Genomic DNA, 18,837 nt, shown 5'->3' with positions numbered 1-18,837 from the left:
TAGTGATCTACGACGCTGACACTGTTCCATTTTCAATAAGGTGTTCGATCGCATTGGCGCTGTACCCGGCATCGCTGAGGATGGCTTTCCAGTCATTGCCTCTTGGCGCAACCGCCTGCGGAGCGGCACTGGGGTCGCGTGAAAATTCAGGCGCTGGCTTGGTCTGCAACACATCGTCCACGCGGTGATAGACTTGCCGGTGCGACATATGAGGGTGCTGCGCTGCTGCGTCAGGGGCAAGGACAGGGGCAAAGCAGCCGTCCGTGCCTTCGAGAAGCGATTGCCAATGCGCGCGCGGCTGGCTTGCAAAAAGCTGTGTGAGTTCGGCGCGCAACTCGGGCCAAAGGGCCGGATTGAACTGCCCTTTTTTGAAGCGCTCATCTGTTCCAAGTCCAAGTCGCTCTATGAGTTCGGCGTAGAATTGCGGCTCTAGCGGCGCAATATTGATCCAGCCACCATCGGCACAGCGATAGCTTTGGGCCGCCCAGTGCGAGCTATCGAACCCCTGTGCATCTCTGGCAAAATCGCCGCCGGTGGAGGCAACTATTGATAGCAGCAGATTGAGCAGATTTGCCGACCCGTCGACAATCGCGGCATCGACAACTTGGCCCTGTCCGCCCGACCTGACGCGCAATACGCCAGAGAGGATCCCGAGCGCCAGATAGAGCGCTCCCCCTGCTATATCGCCGAGCACTGTGGAGGGAGCTTGCGGCGCGCTGCCGGAAGCCCCGGCATACCAAAGCGCCCCAGACAGGGCTGTGTAATTGCTATCGTGACCGGCCGATTGGGCGAGCGGTCCCGTCTGTCCCCAGCCGGTCATTCGTCCATAGACCAGCGCGGGATTGCGCTCCAAACACACGTCCGGAGCTAAACCCAGCCGCTCCATCACGCCGGGCCGCATCCCTTCGATGAGCGCGTCTGCATCAGAGATCAGCTTGAGCACAACCTCGCTTGCTTCAGGTGCTTTGAGATCGAGTGCAATCGAGCTTTTGCCGCGATGGTAGATCTGGTTAGGTCGCGCCTTGCCCAGATCTGCCGCCGGTCGCTCTATTGCGATGACTTCCGCCCCCAAGTCGGCAAGCAACATGCCGCAAAATGGCCCCGGACCAATGCCCGAGATTTCGATAACTTTTACCCCGGCAAGGACACCCGTCATTTTAGCAATTGCCGCGCCATCACCCGGTATTTGTGCACTTCGGTCGGCCCTTCATAAATACGGGCCAGCCTTTGGCCATCGTACCAATGGGCAAGTGGGCTCTCGTATGTTCCGCCCGCGCCCCCGTGAATTTGGATCGCGCGGTCGATCACCTTGCCCACCATTTCAGTGCAGACCATTTTGATCATGCTTGCCTCAACCCGCGTGTCGTGACCTTGATCGGCCTTTTCAGCGCAGGCATACATCAACAGGCGGTTTTGTTGGATCTCAATCCAGCTATCAACAATCATCGATTGAATTGCCTGTTTTTCGCTCAATGCGCTGCCAAAAGCGTGGCGCGTTTTGGCGTAGTCGACCATCATTTCATAACAGCGTTGAGCGATGCCCAGGGCGCGTGCACCAACCTCGAAACGAGCTGCGGACAGTGCCTTTTGTGCCCCCTTGAAACCCGCTCCTTCGCCGCCGATCAGGGAAAGCTCATCCACTTTGCAATCGTCGAAAATCAACTGATGTGTTTTGAACTGACCCAACATCGGAATTTCACGAGCGGTGATACCTGGATTGTCGGTCTCGACGCCAAACATGGAAATCCCGGCGGCACCCTTACCCTTCTCGGTGCGAGCAACCACGAAAACATAATCAGCGTAGGCAAAGTTACTGATCCAAATCTTGTCGCCATTGATAACCCAGCCGCCACCATCGGGGGCCCGAGTTGCCCTGGTGTTGACGGACATGGCGGGGTCGGCGCCGCCACTCGGCTCGGTCTGAGCAAAACAATGCCGCTTTTCGCCAGCGAGAAGCGGGTCAAGGTACCGCTTCTTCTGCTCCCCTTCCAAACCGTAGAGATTGGTTAGGCTGCTGCTTCCACCAAATTGAAGCTCCGCCAGGCACTTACATTTCTCTTCAAATATGGCGAGGTAGGTGACAATCGGCAGTTCAATTCCGCCAAGCGATTCGGGCGCTGTCAGACCCCAAAGGCCAGCCGCTTTTGCAGCTTCGCGTCCGGGACCAAAGTCGTCAGGGACAAGCGTTTCGCCCGCCAATATTCGCCTCTCAAGCGGCATCTGATGATCTTTGACCAATCGCCGGACCAGATCAACAATCGCGGTTGTTTCTTCCGAGAGCTGGTACATGTTCGGATTTCCTCACCCAATGGGACATTGTTCTTGACTCATCATCAAGCATGATACTTGTTGACCGTCAAATATATTGCGGGCTGGGAAAGAGCCGCTCATTATAGAGGATGCGGCGCAGGATTGCACAGAGGTCATCGGCGCATTTGGGAGAGAGCAATGCACCTTGGGATACACTTTGACCGCGCCGTTTCTGCCTTTGCACACAAGGAAGCCATTATCGATGGTGCTGATCGGATAAGCTACGATCAGCTTGGCGAAAGCGCGACCCGGTTGGCCAATGCAATGTTGGCGGCTGGCTTAAAGCAGGGAGACCGCGCGGCCATCTTGATGCCCAATTGTTATCAGGCGATTGCTGTCGACGGTGCGATAATGAAAAGCGGGTTTGTGAAAGTGCCGCTCAATACGCGTGTTTCGGCAGGCGAGCTTAAGGGAATGCTTGAGGACAGCGGAGCCTCAATCCTGTTTACTCACGCTGGCTTGGGGGACCTTGCCAAGGCAAGCCTTGAGGGCATCGACGCAGTTCGCAAGGTTGTGGTGGTGGGCGAGGTTGATCCCGACCTTGGTTGGATTGACTTCGACGCTTTCAAGGATGGGGGAAGCACTGATCCTGTCACCGCAAAGCTGGACAAGGATAGTCTGTACAAACTCGCCTACACGTCCGGGACATCAGGAGTGCTAAAAGCCGCGATGCTCACTCATGGCAACTGGATTTGCCTCACCCGGGCCTACCTCATGGCGCAGGGCCTGGATGCATCCGCGCCGAGGCTTTCGGCTTATGTGGCGCCGATCACACATGCCGCTGGCGGGCAGATATTGGCCAACATGCTGTCTGGTCGAAGCAATTTGCTACTGACCAAATTTGAGCCTGCTCATTTTCTGCGGGTCGTCGAGGAATACAAGGTCACCGACGTGCTATTGGTCCCGACGATGATCAATATGCTGCTCGAATGCCCTGATATCAAAACCCGCGATCTCTCCTCGCTTACGAAGATCGTTTACGGCACAGCGCCAATGGCACCTGAACGCATCAAGCAGGCACTTGCCGCATTCGGTCCGGTCTTGTCGCAAGGGTATGGGCAAACGGAATCGACCGGGGTGATTTCAATCCTCGGACTGGAGGATCATCTCGCGGTGAACGATCCACCCCTAGTCCACCGTCTTACATCGGCTGGGAAACCATCTTTTGACGTCGATGTTCGCATAGCCGATGAAGACGGCAATGATGTGCCCGCCGGCAACATTGGCGAGATCATTGTGCGCGGCGATATGGTGATGAAGGGCTATTGGAACGCACCTGAACTTACTGCCGATACCATCAAGGATGGCTGGCTCTACACCCGCGACATGGGCCGGATTGACGAGGATGGGTACCTGTACCTCGTCGACCGCAAATCCGACATGATCATTTCGGGCGGCTTCAACGTCTATCCAGCCGAAGTCGAAAACGCGCTGATGGAACATCCATCCGTTTTTGAAGCCGCCGCCGTCGGTGTTCCGGACGATAAATGGGGCGAAGCGGTCAAAGCGGTTGTCGTGACCAAAGCTGACACAAGCGAAGAAGAATTGGTCGCACATTGTTCTGAACGGCTTGCCCGCTTCAAGGCGCCGCGCAGTGTCGATTTTGTCGACGCCTTACCCAAGAGCGCGGTTGGCAAGACCCTGAGGCGCGTCGTGAAGGAGCGGTATTGGGAAGGCCAAGAGCGCCGCGTGCATTAAGCAGTTAGGGGATCAACGTAATGGCATCTGAACGCCCTTGTTTCCGCATGGCAAGCTGGGCGGTCATGTCCGCAGCCTGTTTCTGGCTTTTTGGCACCGCGGCCTTGGCGCAAAGCCTGCCTAGTGTGGACACCAAGTCTGGGGGTGTGATTGGGCAAGCCAATGACGGGATTGAATCCTTTTTAGGTATCCCCTTTGCACCCTCAACCGGAGGAGCGGCGCGGTTCATGCCGCCCGGTTCGCCGCCCGTGTGGGATGAGCCATTGGACGCCACAAGTTTCGGCCCAGCGTGTCCTAGCATTGACCCCTCGCGCGGCAACGTAAGGATCGAAAGCTCGAGCGAAAATTGTCTCTCTTTGAACATCTGGAGACCGGAAGGCGACACGAGTGATCTTCCGGTGATGGTCTGGATCCACGGCGGCGGATACCAATTCGGCTCTGCGCGAACCGAGGTCATCAATGGCGCTCGCCTTGCCAAACGCGGCAATATGATTGTGGTGACAATCCAGTATCGGCTTGGGATCTTAGGGTGGATGGATCTCACCCATCTGGGCGGAGACGCGTATCGCACCAGCGGCAACAATGGCGTGCTCGATCAAGTTGCTGCGCTCCGCTGGATCAACAACAATATTGCGGCCTTTGGCGGCAATCCGCAAAACGTCACGATCTTTGGCGAATCCGCGGGGGCCGTGTCGGTCGGCACCTTGCTCAACACGAAGCTCGCCCGCGGTCTGTTCGCAAGGGGGATAATCCAATCGGGTCATCCGTTCATCCTGACAACAACGGAAGAGTCTGCCTTTGTAACGCGCAGCATCATGGGCGAAGGTGGGCTCAAAACGGTCGCGGATCTGAAGACTTTGAGCGCTGAGGAGATTTTAGACCTTCAGACATCGTATCTTTCGGGGGTTGGACAAAGGTACACTTTGGGCTCGTTTTTGCCGAGCCTAGACGGAGAGGTTTTGACCGAATTCTATGGGGAGAATTTGGCCGACCCTGACTTCACTCCAGTACCTGTCATGATCGGCAGCAATCGTGATGAGTTCCGCAATTGGGCGCATTTGAATGGGATCGCCAGACTGCCCTTCGACTTCTATCAACCTTGGCTTGACGCGATGACCGATGGGCGAAGCGCCGCCGTATACGATGCGTATAAATCCGAGCGTCCAAGTTTAACCGACGGCGAGTTTGGAATGGCGGTGATGGGAGATGCTCTCTTCAGAATGCCGAGCATCCGTCTTGCCGAAAAGATGAGCGCGAATGGACATCCGGTTTGGATGTACCTGTTCGAGTTTGAAACGAATGTGCCTGGCAGCAAGGTTGGCAGCCCTCATGCAATGGATATACCTATAGTCTTCGGAAATCTGGATGCCCCGCAAACGAGGCAGCATCACATTTTGGTGACTGACGAGAACAGGCAATCCTTACAACAATTCTCCGACCGGGTTCAGGATGCGTGGATAGCGTTTGCACGTAGCGGCGATCCGAGCACGGCGGCTCTGGGTAAATGGCCAGCATATGACGAACAAGCACGCGCAACCATGGTGTTGGATCTGGAAAGCACGCTCGTGAACGATCCCATAAGTGCAGAGCGTAAGATCTGGGACGGCGTAGCGTTTGATGGCATCAATCCGTCCGCGCATCACTCTCAACCCACATCTCACCCCGACACCAAGCTCACGCTTGGTACAATCATAGCGGTGATGGGGCCGATGCAACTTGCAATAGGGATGATAGGTCTCTTGGCGATCATATTGTTTGGCGTTTGGGGGCTAAGACGGTTCTTCCATAGACCTAAGGAAGTGGGCAACTAACGTCCGGAGGTGTTCGGCGACAGAGACCTCAAACAACCAAGTGTGTTCAGACTTATGCAGCCTCAAGGCAACGACATGCAAAAAGCTTCGAGCTCCTTGGGTTTGTTAACGGGGCTCTCTTTCCTCAGACATATTGTCTCGCAAGCAAATACATATTGCTTGGCCAACAAATATCTATAGGCTCCTACGAGCTGGACATTGAATGAACATCAAAAGATGTCTTATGCCGGCTGTTGGGAGAAGAGTTTATGCGTGGAATTATCCTTTCATCCGTGGCACTTGCTGCCTTAGCGCTACCAATGGCGGCACATGCACAAAGCAATGATGAAGAATCGCCAGAAAGTGCCGATGATCGCGTCATTGTGGTCACCGCCCAGCGCCGTGACCAGAATTTGCAAGAGGTGCCACTCTCGGTAACCGCATTTAGCGGTGAGGCGATCGATCAAGCACGTATCACCGACGTCATTGATCTGCAGACGGCAACGCCTGGTTTTCAGGCATCGACTGCGAACCGCCCGGCGACATCAAGCTCCTTCTTTCTACGCGGATTTGGTACGGCAGGCAGCGATCCGGGCATCGAGGCCGCAGTAGGTCTGGTGATTGATGATGTTTATCGGGCGCGGTCCGGTAACGGCCTGGGCGACTTGATCGACATTTCCAGCCTCGAAGTTTTGCGTGGTCCGCAAGGCACATTGTTTGGTAAAAACACAACCGCCGGCGTTATCAAGGTCGCAACCCGGCGTCCTAACCTGAGCGATTTTGAGGGCTTTGGTGAGTTGACGGGCGGTAATCATAACCTTGTCCGTTTCCGCGGCGCTGCCAATGTGCCGATTGCTCAAGACAAAGCCGCTTTGCGCTTCAGTTTCGGTTATCAGAGCCGCGACGGCTTCGTCGATGATCCGTTGCGCGATACGTCATACAATGATCGCAATCGTTTCACTTTTTCAGGCAAGCTCCTTTGGGAGATTGCTCCGGGATTTGAGGCATATATTATCGGCGACTATTCAGAGATAGATGAGTCGTGCTGCCAGTCTGTACGATTTAGCAATCCCGATAATCCATTGCCCGGCATCCTTGCTGGGCTCGCAGATGCGAGGGGTGCGAGTTATCCAAACCCGCCAACACCGACCGAGTTTACAACTTCGGTCAATCGTCCGGTCGTTAACACGAACCGGGATCGCGGTATTCAGCTCCAGCTGAATATCGATTTAGGCGGTGCTGAACTTTCATCGGTAACTGCGTATCGTAATTTTGATGACTTTACAGTCAACGACGTGGATTTCTCCGGTGCGGATTTACTCGGCCAAGAAATCAACTTTGGCATTGAGACTTTCACTCAAGAAATTCGACTACAAGGCGATGCGTTTGATGGGCGTCTCGACTGGTTGGTCGGCGGATTCTATTCGGATGAAAGGATTGATACTTCAGGCAACATCTCGATTGGCGGCGATCTGAACACCTGGGGGCAAATCCTTGGTCTTCCTGCGATTTACCCAGCGCAAGAAGCTGCTTACGGTAATGTTGCGAGTCAGGAAGCCACCAGTTTCTCGATCTTCACGCACAATATCTTTGAAATCGCGGATGGGTTGAACCTTACCGCAGGCCTGCGTTGGACGAATGAAGAGAAAGATGCGGTTCAAACTCCCTTCTTTGATAACTTTGCGTCCAACCTGCCGTTCACTGGTTTTGCGCCAATCGGATTCTCGTCATTTGCTTACGACGTATCGCGTAGTGAGAGTGACTTTTCTGGCACCGCGTCGCTGAGCTATCAGATCACGCCAGATATCATGACATACGCGAGCTATTCGCGTGGTTTCAAAGCCGGTGGTATCGCGCTTGGCCGAGACTCCGCGGGTCGGCAGTTTTCTGTCGATCCAGCATGTTCGGCCACCAATGCGGTCGCACTAGCGGTTCCAGGACTAACAGTGTTTCAGTGTGATCCGCTTGACCCAACCTTCGAGGATGAGACCGTTGATTCCTACGAATTGGGACTTCGGTCGCAGTTTTGGGATCGGCGGATCACGTTTAACCTCACAGCATTTCGAGCCGATATCTCAGGCCTACAGCAAAACACCTTTACCGGGACGGGTTTCTTCGTCTCGAACGCTGGTAGTGCCAGAAGCCAGGGACTTGAAATCGAAGCGGCGGCAAGGATTTCATCAAACCTAAGCTTCGGTGCGAATCTCAGCTATCTCGACACTGAGTTTGGTGCCGAGGTGCCGAGCGTTGCTGATGGAGAGCCCCCTCTGGGTGGGCAGGACCTAGGCGCAGCCCCAGAATGGAGTGGGGCCGTATTTGCAAGCCTTGAGCTGCCATTGTCCGACACGCTCGAAGTTTTCGCGCGGCCAGAATATTACTTTCAATCCTCGACCTTCACCGGCACCCGCGTTGCCAGTGACGGCAGTGAACTGAAGATCGACGGCTATGGTTTGCTGAATGTTTCAGCCGGCCTCAATATCGGTGAGCAGTTCCAGGTTTCGGCATTTTGCCGCAACTGCACGGACGAGGTCTATAACAGCCTGATATTCTCGTCAGTGTTCCAACCGGGAAGCAAGGACGGGTTCCTTGGCAACCCGGCCGAATATGGCGTTTCGCTAAGGTTCGAATGGTAAAAGATGGCCACCCCGCTGTTCAAAACCGCATCACTTCTGACTAGCTCTCCACTGTGGTCCGGTTCCCGCTTTCCGGAACCGGGCCATTTACTTGAGAAGAGCTGCAGACAAAAATTTGGCGAGCGCACACCCAAATGATTCAGACCGCTAGCCACAATATTTGATTTAGGAGAGTCGCCATGAGCGATGTAAAAACAGCCAATGTTAATGAGGGAACAGCAGGAGCGCCCACACCGCGTACAGTCGAATATTGGGCTTCGGAGAAATCGGACGCATTGGCCCTAGTTGAGGACGAGAAAGCGCTGACTTACGGCGATTGGAATGCGCAGGCTGACAAGGTCGCCGAAGGTTTTGCGCGACTGGGAGTTGAAGCGGGCGACATTATCGTTACGCGTCTGCAAATCCGGTTGGAGTGGGCCATCATCGCTTCAGCCGCAGCAAAGCTTGGCTGTTCGATCCTTGGCCTGAACTGGCGCCTTACCCCTAGCGAAGTGAATTACGTTCTTACCAACAGTGATGCCAGGGTGCTCATCTGCGACGATGCCGATCCCGCTGCATTGCTGCCTGCATTCGAAGGTGTCCCGCTCAAACTCAAGGTCTCGCTCGACGTTCCAGCCGATGAGTTTGTCTCGTACGAAGAACTGTTCGCTGAAGATGCCCCGGCGCGTTTCTCGAAGGGTGAGGCGCCGCTGATCATTTACACGTCAGGCACGACCGGCCTGCCCAAGGGCGTAGATATGAGCCCGGGTGAAGGTGCGGACATGCAAAAGCTCATGGAATATGGCCAATCGGTTGCCGCTGCCCGGCCGCAATTTCCTGGTGATGTGGTTCTAATCTCGATGCCGATGCATCATGGCGCTGGCCCCGGGTTTGTCCGCGCAACCTTGGCCAATGGCAACACAGGGATCTTGCAGCGGCGGTTTGATCCCGAAGGCACTCTGCAATTGATGCAGGATCATAAGGTCACATTCTGGACCGGCGTGCCGACAATGTTCAAACGGATCAATGGCCTGCCAGAAGAAATTCTGAGCAAATACGATGTGTCTTCGGTCCGCTCGCTTGGCGTTGGTGCGGCCCCTGTCCCAGCTTCGCTCAAGGAGTGGATCCGCTCATTTTTCGGTGAAGTTTTGCACGAAAGCTATGGCGCGACCGAAGTGGGTATGATCAGCAATTTGGCTCCTGAGGAGCAAAAGCTAAAGCCTGGATCATCGGGGAAGCCACATAAACACGTGCTGATCGAAATCCGCGATGAGGATGGCAATGTGCTTCCCGCAGGAGAATCTGGCGAAATTTGGATCAATACGCCCGTCACCATCCGCAACTATGTGAACGCTGATTTGCTCGGAAGTGATACGCTGGATGATCGCGGCTATTTCCGTGTTGGGGACGCGGCGATGCTGGATGAGGACGGCTACATATACATAACCGACCGGGTCAAAGACATGATCATATCGGGCGGCGTGAACATCTATCCTGCCGAGATCGAGGCAGCCTTGATCCAGCATTCTGATATTCAGGACGTTGCAGTGATCGGCGTGCCCGACGAAGAATTTGGCGAGAAGGTCATGGCTTTTGTCGAACTCAAGCCGGGCAGAAGTTTGGCCGAAGATCGGCTGCGCGACTTCGCGGCGGAACATCTTGCGTCTTACAAAAGGCCGCGCGTCATCGAATTTCGTGACGAATTGCCCCGCAACACCATGGGCAAGCTGCTGAAGAAAGACCTGCGGGCCCCCTTCTGGGAAGGCCGCGAGCGCGCGGTATGACACTGGGCAAAGCAATCGGAGAGGCCGCAAGATGACGTATATTACGACCAAAACGCATGACCACATTCTGACCATAACGCTCGACCGCCAGGAATCGCGCAATGCCTTTAATCGGGCCATGGCCGAAGAGATGGAGCAGATCATCGACGATTACGAAGCTGATACCGAGCTTCGATGCGCGATCATTTGTGCCAAGGGTCCGACCTTTTCTGCGGGGCAAGACCTGAAAGGGGCGCTGAAGGGCGATCTGGCGGTTGCCCCAAAGCGCGGCGGTTTTGGCATTATGAGCATGCCTCCTGAAAAGCCGCTGATCGCAGCGGTTGACGGACAAGCATTGGCCGGCGGGATGGAGCTGACCTTGTGCTGCGATATCATTGTCGCATCTGAAACCTCCGTTTTCGGACTTGCCGAGGCAAAGCGCGGGCTGGTTGCAGTAGGCGGCGGATGCTTCCGCCTGCCCCACCGGATCCCGCATAACATCGCGATGGAAATGGTGATCACTGCTGAGCCGAGATCAGCGCAAGACATGCATCACTTTGGCTACGTCAACAGCGTGGTAAAATCGGAAGAGGTGGTGGATGAGGCAATGCGCTTTGCCAAACTGGTGGCGCGCAATGGCCCGATTGCGGTCAAGGCATCAAAGGCGTTGGCTTACCGTTCTGCAACTGAGCAATGGACCGACAAGCAGGCTTGGGAAGAACAGGGACCAATCGTCGAACCGATGATGAATTCAGCGGACCGTTTTGAAGGTCTCAAGGCATTTGCAGAAAAACGGGACCCAGTCTGGACCGGCAAATGAACCCCACTGCGCAAGGCACTCAGGAAACGCCCATCACAGCGCGGCCATGGCTTACCGTGGCGATGCTTTGTGCGGTGTATGCCTGTAGCCAGCTTGACCGCCAGATCATGGGTATCTTGCTCGAGCCGATCAAACAGGATCTGGGCGCAACAGATACGCAGATGGGCTTCCTCGTTGGGCTGGCCTTTGCGGTATTCTACACCTTTCTCGCCATCCCGATCGCAGTGGTTGCCGACAAGGGTTATCGCCGCAACATCATTGCCGCCTCTGTCATCGTCTGGAGCGCAATGACGGCGGTGTGCGGCATCGTGAACACCTATGCCCAGATGGCGTTCGCGCGAATGGGCGTGGCAGTCGGAGAAGCCGGATCCACACCGGCGTCGATTTCGATTATCTCTTCGCTCTTCGATGAGAAGCGCCGTGCAACCGCCATGAGTGTTTTTGCAATGGGCGCCAGTCTGGGCGTTTTGCTGGCCTTCCTAGGGGGCGGCTTTCTCCTTGATACGGTTGGCTGGCGGCAGACATTTATTATTGTCGCCATACCCGGTATTCTCCTGGGTGTCCTCGTGCTGTTTGTCGTGCGAGAACCGCCAGTGCTGCCGCAAAGCTCTCCCGAAGATAGGGCATCGGTTGGGCCGACTGTCCGGCACATGTTCAAGAACAAGGCGATACGCCACATCTTAATCGGCAAGTCGCTGGGTGGTTTCGTCGGTTATGGAATGATTGTTTGGACGCCTGCATTTCTGGTTCGCACCCATGATTTGAGCGGGACTGAAATCGGGCTAACCCTCGCGCTTTCAGCAGGAATTGGCGGAGCCATCGGTACGCTGATGTCAGGCCGGGTGACCGACTATCTCGGCCAATTTGATGAGCGTTGGCGTGCCTGGGCGATGGCTGTTGCCATGGTGATCGTGGTTCCCTTTTCAATTCTGTGGTTCACGATTGATAACTACTGGTTGGCACTCTGCTTTTACGCAGTGCCTGCATTGCTCGGCGGCTTCTATCTTGCGCCTTCAACCGCTCTCATTCAAAATCTGGTTCAACCTCGGATGCGCGCAGTGGCATCGGCCATTTCCATGTTTCTGCTCAACATCGTTGGCATGGGGCTTGGCCCGCAAGGGGTCGGAATTGTGAGTGATCTGCTCAAGCCCGCATATGGCTCGGATTCGCTGCGCTATACATTATGTATCTTTTTGGCTGTGAACATTTGGTCCGCTGTGCATTTCTGGATTGCCGGAAATCATCTCGGCGCTCCGGGTGACAAGGCAGAGCCAGCAGCAGCGTAATGAAACCAACACCAACATATTTGCTAATGAACAAATAAATGACTTGAAGGCAGCCAGAGCCAATGCAAAGAGTTGCCGCGAAACAAGGAGACAATCATGGATAGCGCAAACGACGCGTTGTTTTCCGCAGAGGGCACTGATGCTGCTGCAAATGTTCCATCGCTCTTGGGCGGAAAGTGCAACGCTTGCGGAAACGTGTTTTTTCCGATGCAACATTATGGCTGCGAAGCTTGCGGATCAAAGGATCTCGCTCCTCAAAAGCTAACCGGTCGCGGTACGCTGATTTGCAGTGCCCCGGTATTCATGTCGATGAACCCCGCCCTCCCCGCGCCCTTTACCATCGGCTCAATTGAGCTGGAAGACGGTCCCAAAGTGCGCACCATGCTGGCGGTGGAGCCTGGGGCGCAACTCACCCCGGGCGATGCGATGGAGGCGACACTGGTGCCGCAACCACGCGAAGGCAAAGGCGAGCATGATCTGCGATTTGCTCCAGCCGGAAAAGGGAACTGATCATGGCTAAACTGATTTCTGATCTTGCGCCCGTTTATGTCGTTGGCGTTGGCTTTCACCGCTACCAGCATGCCTCTGCCACTCCCTACGTCGAGCTTGGACTAGAAGCCGTCCGCGGTGCGCTTTTGGATGCAGGTATTGAATGGGAAGGCGTTGAGAGCTCGTATGTAGCCCATGCACTGCTCGGCATGGCAGTGGGACGCCCAATGCTTAGCCACCTTGGCGCATTGGGTAAGCCAATTGTGCACGTTGAAAATGCCTCGGCCTCTGGTTCGACCGCGTTTCGTCACGCCTGTATCGAGGTGGCCAGCGGGATCAGCGATGTCGCACTTGCGGTTGGCGTAGACAAACCGCCAAAGAAGGGCGTGTTCCGCTCAAAAACTGGCATTGACAATCTGGCGGATGACGCGATCGCTCCGTTCACGCATTTTGCTTTGTTGACCGACGAATATAGCCATCGTCATGGGATCGCTCCCGAAGACATCGCCCGGATCGCGGTCAAAAACCACGCCAACGGAGCGAAAAACCCCAATGCCCAGCGGCAGAAGGTTCGCAGTTTGGATGATGTGGTTGGGGCGCCGCCAATTTCCGGCACGCTAACCGCCTTGCAATGCTGCCCTATTGGCGAAGGCGCAGCAGCCGTGATTGTAGCCTCGGAAGAGGGGATCAAGCGACTGGGAATTGATCCATCTCGCGCAATCCGCGTGGCATCATCGGCAGCGGGCAGTGAGAAGGCCAATCAAGGGCTCAATCCTGACACCGCGCTCAGCAATGAAATCATGATGCGCGCGATCGCCGAGGCACAGATAACACCGGGTGATCTCGACGTGATCGAACTGCACGATGCCTTCGCCACCGAGGAACTGCTCTACGCCGAAGCAACAGGCATCTGCAATCCCGGTGAATTCATCCCGATGCTGAAAGATGGCCATTGGGATATTGGCGGGCAATGCGCGATCAGCCCCTCTGGCGGCCTTATCGCGATGGGCCATCCGGTCGGGCCAACCGGTGTCGGACAAATTGGTGAGCTAACCATGCGGCTGCGCGGGGAAGCGGGAGAGCGTCAACAGCCGAATGCCAAGCATGGCCTTGCGCACATGGTTGGTGTCGGGGCGGTTTGTTACGTCCACGTCCTGTCGAACTAAGCAGTTAGCGACCAGATTAAGGAAAATTCTCGTGCTTATTGAACCACGCCTCAAGAGCGATCTACTGAAAGACAAAGTGGCCATTGTAACCGGTGGTAGCCGCGGTATTGGCGGCGCGACTTCGGAGATGCTGGCCGCCAATGGTGCCCATGTCGTTATTGCAGATGTTGATGCGGAAGCGGCTCAGAAAGCCGTCGATGATATCAATGGTGCTTTTGGTTCCGACAGCGCCAGCGCATTTGTCGGCGACTTGCTTGCAGAAGGAGCTTGTGACGAGCTTGTCCATGGGACCGCAAAGAAGCGCGATCGGCTTGATATCGTCGTCAACAACGCTGGCTATGCCTGGGATGGCGGTATCCACTCCATGACGGATGAGCAATTTCAGGCAATGCTCGACATCCATCTCATCGTACCGTTCCGGATTTCGCGCGCATGTGCTCCCATATTCAAGGCCGCGGCTGAGAAAGAAGATGCAACCGGGGCGGCCGATTATCGCAAGATGATCATGGTTTCTTCCATGGCCGGGCAATGGGGCCTGATGGGCGCCGGTAATTACGCCTCTGCAAAAGCTGGGATGCTTGGCTTGATGCGCACCTTGGCTCAGGAATGGGGCCGCTATCGCGTTAACTCGAACGCCGCAGCGTTCGGGGTAATCCAAACACGTTTTGGTCAACCGCAATCCGAAGATGAAGTCATCGAAGTGGACGGCCGGAAAATCCATGTCGGCATGACGGCCAAGCAAGCTGCGCGAATGGGGGTAAAAGTCGATCCAGACTACAAGCCCACCCAAGAAGAAATCTACGCGACCAAGCCAAATCCGATGATTACGCTCGGTCGCTCCGGCTCGATCCGCGAGGCAGCGGAATCGATTTTTTGGTTGGCTTCACCGCTATCGGACTATGTGACCGGTCAGGTCCTAACGGTCAGCGGCGGCGCGCGCGGAGGAATGAGTTGATCGCTCGTCCGTCGTTTTCGGTTGGTTGTCTTACGGGGCCAACCGGGCGCACATGGTGGCAATAAACTCTTCGCCCGCAGCATTCTGATCGAAGGATTTGTCCAGCGCCGCAAAAGCCATCTGCCCGCGCAGGAACGAGTAGATCACAGGAGCGTGCGCGGCTGGATCGATGTCTGCGCGGATATTGCCCAGTTCGATCCCCGTCCTGATTTCCGCTTCGATCCCCTTCTTTCCCTCGGCGTTGAGCTTAGCGATGGTTTTACTCAATCTGGGGCTTGCAAGAGCTTGCGCGATCAAAATCTGAAGGGTTCTAATTTCCACGCCATGACCTGTTACATAGCTACGCACGAGCGCGATCAGTGTCGGCAGACCGCGCTCGTGCGACGAAATATCTGCAGTGCCTTTGTTGTAAGTGCCAACCACATGCTCTGCGACGCGAGCCAGAAGATCTTCCTTGCTACCAAAATAGTGAGCTGGAAGGCCTCTGCTATAGCCAGCGCTTTCAGCGACGTCAGCGAGGGTGAAACCATCATAGCCAAGTTTGCCAACCAGCTTCACCGCCTGATCAAGCATTTGGGTCTCTGCTTTTTCGCGTCGCTCAGCTTGCGTTCGGCGTTTTACCTCAGCCATCAATCGGTCTCATATTGTTTGCGATTTCGCCAACTAATTAGATCAGAAGTCTGGCGTTCGAATAGGGACTTCTGAAGGCAGGTGTCAACGCGGTCCATATCGGGAGATTGGAGCAAGAGCACCTAGCTCTGAAACTTCTGCGGCTACAGGGCCCGAGCCACGTTCCTCATGTCACGCTCGAGCGGGGATGCCTTCGTCACTAGCATACTGACAGCATCATCAGTTTATTGATCGACTGACAAATAAGTGTTACCGATTGACCGGTCTGCGGTCGAACTGGCAGGTGCCCGCGCTCGGGCTGCTGTTCCGCTCGTCCATTGCAACAAGGGAGAGTCATAATGTCAGTCCAAGAAATCACCCGAACGCCCTTTCCGCTAGTCTCGATGGAGCGGGCGAAATTCAAGGAAACCTATGGCGGTTCCGAGGGTGTTGTTTCGGTGTTTTGCACGATCATCCGTTCTGAGGTGCCGTCCGACACCTGCTTAGTGACGATGCACCCTATCGGCGGTACGGGTTGGCTGCCGATCATGAACGATTTCGTGAAACAGGGCGTACATGTCCTTGCCTGTGACGGGCGATATCGTGGCGCGGACTATGCGCTCAATATGGAGAAATGCGCGGTCGATCTTGGTTCTGCTGTCAAGCATGCCAAAGAGATTCTGGGTTATAAGAAGGTGATCCTACTGGGCTGGAGCGGCGGTGGATCACTCTCGGCTTATTATCAATCTCAGGCAGAGAACCCAACGGTTACATCGAGTCCTTGTGGCGGCGGGGTTGACCTGACCGAGGCTGGTCTCATTCCGGCTGATGGGGTGATCCAGATGGCCGCGCACGTCTCACGCCATCACACGCTCACTCAATGGATAGACGCCTCCATCATCGATGAGGCGGACCCAGACAAGCGTGATCCGTCGCTTGACCTCTATGGCGAGGAAGTGAAGCCGCCCTACTCGGCTGAGTTTCTCGAACGTTACCGCGCGGCGCAGATCGCTCGCAATCGCAAGATCACCGCTTGGGTGAAGCACAAGCTTCAAGAATTGGCCGACAAGGGTCGTGAAAATGAAGAATTTGCGTTCACAACGCATGGCACGATGGCTGACCCGAGGTGGCTCGACCCGGCGGTCGATCCCAATGATCGCAAGCCCGGATGGTGCTATCTCGGCGATCCAAAAGTCGTGAATAACGGGCCCGTTGGATTGGCACGCTTCAGCACCCTTCGCAGTTGGCTATCGCAATGGAGCTATGACGATGCGAATGCTCATGGCCCGGCGAGCCTCGGCCATGTGACAAAGCCCGTTCTGGTAGTCGGCAACACGGCCGATGATGCCTGCACACCTAGCCACACTCAGGCGATCTTTGACGGTGTAGGCCACGACAATAAGGAACTGCACCAGATCAAGGGGGCAACCCATTACTACGCCATGCAACCGGACAAAGCGAAAGAGGCGGCAACCCTTGTGATGAACTGGTTGGAACGCCAGGACCTACGCTGAACGCATTGCGCCTGGGGAGAGGCTCCATGACCGGAAAAGAAAAAGTGTCGAAGGCATGCCGATGACGCGAACGGTCGAAATGGTTGAGGTCGGGCCACGCGACGGTCTGCAAAACGAGCAGACGCTTGTCTCCACTGCAAACAAGGTTGCCCTTATCGAACGCACAATCGAGGCCGGTAGTCGCAGGATCGAGGTGGCAAGTTTCGTGCATCCAAAGCGAGTTCCTCAGATGGCGGATGCGGAAGATGTCATTGCACGTCTGCCTGATCGCAAGGATGTGACCTATATCGGTCTGTGCCTTAACAAGCGCAGTGTTTTGCGCGCACTTTCAACGCGTGAGGGCGGCAGGCGCGGTGTCGATGAGGCCGGCTGCGTGGCAGTCGCAAGTGACGCTTTCGGACTAAAGAACCAGGGGCAAGCGATCGATCAATGCATCCGTGAAAATCGTGAGATGATCCGCTTTGCCAAAGCCGAAGGGCTGAATGCACAAGTCACCATCGCAACCGCTTTCGGTTGTCCGTTTGAAGGTCCAGTCCAGCCCGATACCGTGCTGCGTATCGCCAGCGAACTTGCCGAGGAAGAACCCTTGGAAATAGCACTCGCTGACACAATCGGGGTTGGCGTACCGGGGCAGGTTGAGGAATTGTTCGCCCGCTTACGTGATTTGCTGCCGGAGACAATCGCAATGCGCGCGCATTTCCATGACACCCGCAACACTGGCATTGCCAATATCTGGGCAGCGCTTGGCGCAGGCGTCGATGCAATCGATGCTTCGCTTGGCGGTTTGGGCGGATGCCCGTTCGCTCCGGGAGCCGCAGGCAACGTCGCAACCGAGGATGCCGGCTATATGCTGTCGCGGTCCGGCATAGAAACCGGACTTGATCTCGATAAGCTAATCACTGCGTCGCAATGGCTGGAGGGCGTGATGGGCAAACCCCTGCCTTCCAAACTCGCCAAAGTTGGAGATTTCGTGGCGCTAGGAGCTACGAATGACCCATGAAAGCAAAGGTGACGTGAGAATTCATCGCCGACCTACGGGTGCAATCGACACGTTGGCGCTCAATCAGATCTGATCAAAGGAAACTGACCCATGACGAAGAACATCAAGGCCAACGGCATCAACCATCTTGCAATTTCAACGAACAACATGAAAGAGCAGATCGAGTTCTACACCGAGGTGTTGGGCTTCCGGCTTGTGGCGCTTTACTGGATGCACGGGGTTGAGGGATGCTGGCACGGCTTCCTAGAAATGAATGAAAGCAGCCAAGTTGCCTTCGTTTTCAATCCTGCAAACAAAGATGCCAAAGTCGAATATGGCGTGACCAATCCGGGCCACACAGGCGGGCCTTCCGCGCCGGGCACAATGCAGCACCTCTCTTTCAACGTCGACACGCTTGATGACCTCCTAAACATGCGCGACCGCATCCGTTCGCGTGGGTACAATGTCATGGGGCCGATGGACCACGGCATGTGTCACAGCATCTACTTTCAAGGCCCCGAAGACACCTGCCTCGAAGTCGCGACATCCGGCAATGCTGATTATCCGATTGGGCCGAAGGATTGGATCGATCCTGAAGTGCAGGAACTCGCCGGAATCAGCGACGAGGAATTGGCCAAGTTTACGAACCCCATCGAGTTTGAAGGCCAAGGCGGAAAAATCCCGAATCCCGGTTACAATCCTGAAAGCTATAATCCGGACCGGCCCGTTCAACTCCTCCAAGGCATGTTCGCCATGCCCGATGAGCAGTTCGCCATGATACCAATGGAAAAGCGGCCCCCTTCCATGATGACCGATGAAGACCGCGCAGCGAAACACGCCAACTAG

At 55.5% G+C, this 18,837-nt stretch carries 15 protein-coding genes; 12 read left to right on the top strand and 3 right to left on the bottom strand.

What is annotated here, in order from left to right; all coding sequences use genetic code 11:
- Positions 1-7: 7 nt before the first annotated feature.
- Complete coding sequence (locus AC0V6M_RS11470; RefSeq protein ID WP_486138937.1) at positions 8-1,156, bottom strand: CaiB/BaiF CoA transferase family protein; 1,149 nt, start codon at positions 1,154-1,156, stop codon at positions 8-10.
- Positions 1,153-2,289: an acyl-CoA dehydrogenase family protein gene (locus AC0V6M_RS11465; protein WP_486138936.1), complete on the bottom strand. Its 1,137-nt coding sequence runs from the start codon at positions 2,287-2,289 to the stop codon at positions 1,153-1,155. The genes AC0V6M_RS11470 and AC0V6M_RS11465 overlap by 4 nt, the downstream gene beginning before the upstream one ends.
- 159 nt (positions 2,290-2,448) lie before the next feature.
- Between AC0V6M_RS11465 and AC0V6M_RS11460 the strand changes: the two genes are divergently transcribed.
- The 9 genes from AC0V6M_RS11460 (at position 2,449) to AC0V6M_RS11420 (ending at position 14,889) form a co-directional block, all read left to right on the top strand.
- Complete coding sequence (locus tag AC0V6M_RS11460; RefSeq protein ID WP_486138935.1) at positions 2,449-4,008, top strand: class I adenylate-forming enzyme family protein; 1,560 nt, start codon at positions 2,449-2,451, stop codon at positions 4,006-4,008.
- Positions 4,009-4,028: 20 nt separating this feature from the next.
- Positions 4,029-5,819, top strand: coding sequence for a carboxylesterase/lipase family protein (locus tag AC0V6M_RS11455; RefSeq protein WP_486138934.1), 1,791 nt, complete (start codon positions 4,029-4,031; stop codon positions 5,817-5,819).
- A 233-nt stretch (positions 5,820-6,052) separates the two neighbouring features.
- Entirely contained in the window at positions 6,053-8,431 is a 2,379-nt protein-coding gene (locus AC0V6M_RS11450) for a TonB-dependent receptor (protein ID WP_486138933.1), read from the top strand.
- 179 nt (positions 8,432-8,610) lie between these two features.
- Positions 8,611-10,194 carry a class I adenylate-forming enzyme family protein gene (locus AC0V6M_RS11445; protein ID WP_486138932.1) on the top strand — a complete coding sequence of 528 codons (1,584 nt, stop codon included), beginning with the start codon at positions 8,611-8,613 and terminating at the stop codon, positions 10,192-10,194.
- Positions 10,195-10,225: 31 nt separating this feature from the next.
- A complete protein-coding gene (locus AC0V6M_RS11440) occupies positions 10,226-10,993 on the top strand; it encodes a crotonase/enoyl-CoA hydratase family protein (protein WP_486138931.1) in 768 nt (255 codons plus the stop codon).
- Entirely contained in the window at positions 10,990-12,279 is a 1,290-nt protein-coding gene (locus AC0V6M_RS11435) for a spinster family MFS transporter (RefSeq protein WP_486138930.1), read from the top strand. The genes AC0V6M_RS11440 and AC0V6M_RS11435 overlap by 4 nt, the downstream gene beginning before the upstream one ends.
- A 96-nt stretch (positions 12,280-12,375) precedes the next feature.
- Positions 12,376-12,789: a Zn-ribbon domain-containing OB-fold protein gene (locus AC0V6M_RS11430; protein ID WP_486138929.1), complete on the top strand. Its 414-nt coding sequence runs from the start codon at positions 12,376-12,378 to the stop codon at positions 12,787-12,789.
- Between the two features lie 2 nt (positions 12,790-12,791).
- Entirely contained in the window at positions 12,792-13,934 is a 1,143-nt protein-coding gene (locus AC0V6M_RS11425; protein ID WP_486138928.1) for a thiolase family protein, read from the top strand.
- On the top strand, positions 13,864-14,889 hold the full coding sequence (locus tag AC0V6M_RS11420; RefSeq protein ID WP_486138927.1) for an SDR family NAD(P)-dependent oxidoreductase: 1,026 nt from the start codon (positions 13,864-13,866) through the stop codon (positions 14,887-14,889). The genes AC0V6M_RS11425 and AC0V6M_RS11420 overlap by 71 nt, the downstream gene beginning before the upstream one ends.
- 30 nt (positions 14,890-14,919) lie before the next feature.
- Here the strand turns inward: AC0V6M_RS11420 and AC0V6M_RS11415 are convergent, their stop codons facing one another.
- Complete coding sequence (locus AC0V6M_RS11415) at positions 14,920-15,462, bottom strand: TetR/AcrR family transcriptional regulator (protein WP_486138926.1); 543 nt, start codon at positions 15,460-15,462, stop codon at positions 14,920-14,922.
- A 395-nt stretch (positions 15,463-15,857) separates the two neighbouring features.
- Between AC0V6M_RS11415 and AC0V6M_RS11410 the strand changes: the two genes are divergently transcribed.
- The 3 genes from AC0V6M_RS11410 to AC0V6M_RS11400 all read left to right on the top strand — a co-directional run bounded on the left by AC0V6M_RS11410 (position 15,858) and on the right by AC0V6M_RS11400 (position 18,837).
- The gene (locus AC0V6M_RS11410) at positions 15,858-17,012 is read left to right on the top strand and encodes an alpha/beta hydrolase (RefSeq protein ID WP_486138925.1); all 1,155 of its coding nucleotides are present in this window, start codon (positions 15,858-15,860) and stop codon (positions 17,010-17,012) included.
- Between the two features lie 61 nt (positions 17,013-17,073).
- Positions 17,074-18,012: a hydroxymethylglutaryl-CoA lyase gene (locus AC0V6M_RS11405; RefSeq protein WP_486138924.1), complete on the top strand. Its 939-nt coding sequence runs from the start codon at positions 17,074-17,076 to the stop codon at positions 18,010-18,012.
- Positions 18,013-18,102: 90 nt separating this feature from the next.
- Positions 18,103-18,837 (top strand): VOC family protein, encoded by a 735-nt coding sequence (locus AC0V6M_RS11400; protein WP_486138923.1) that lies wholly within the window; start codon positions 18,103-18,105, stop codon positions 18,835-18,837.

It is taken from the genome of Erythrobacter sp. JB3-1 (assembly GCF_057364995.1).
This window is presented reverse-complemented; position numbering and strand designations above follow the sequence as displayed.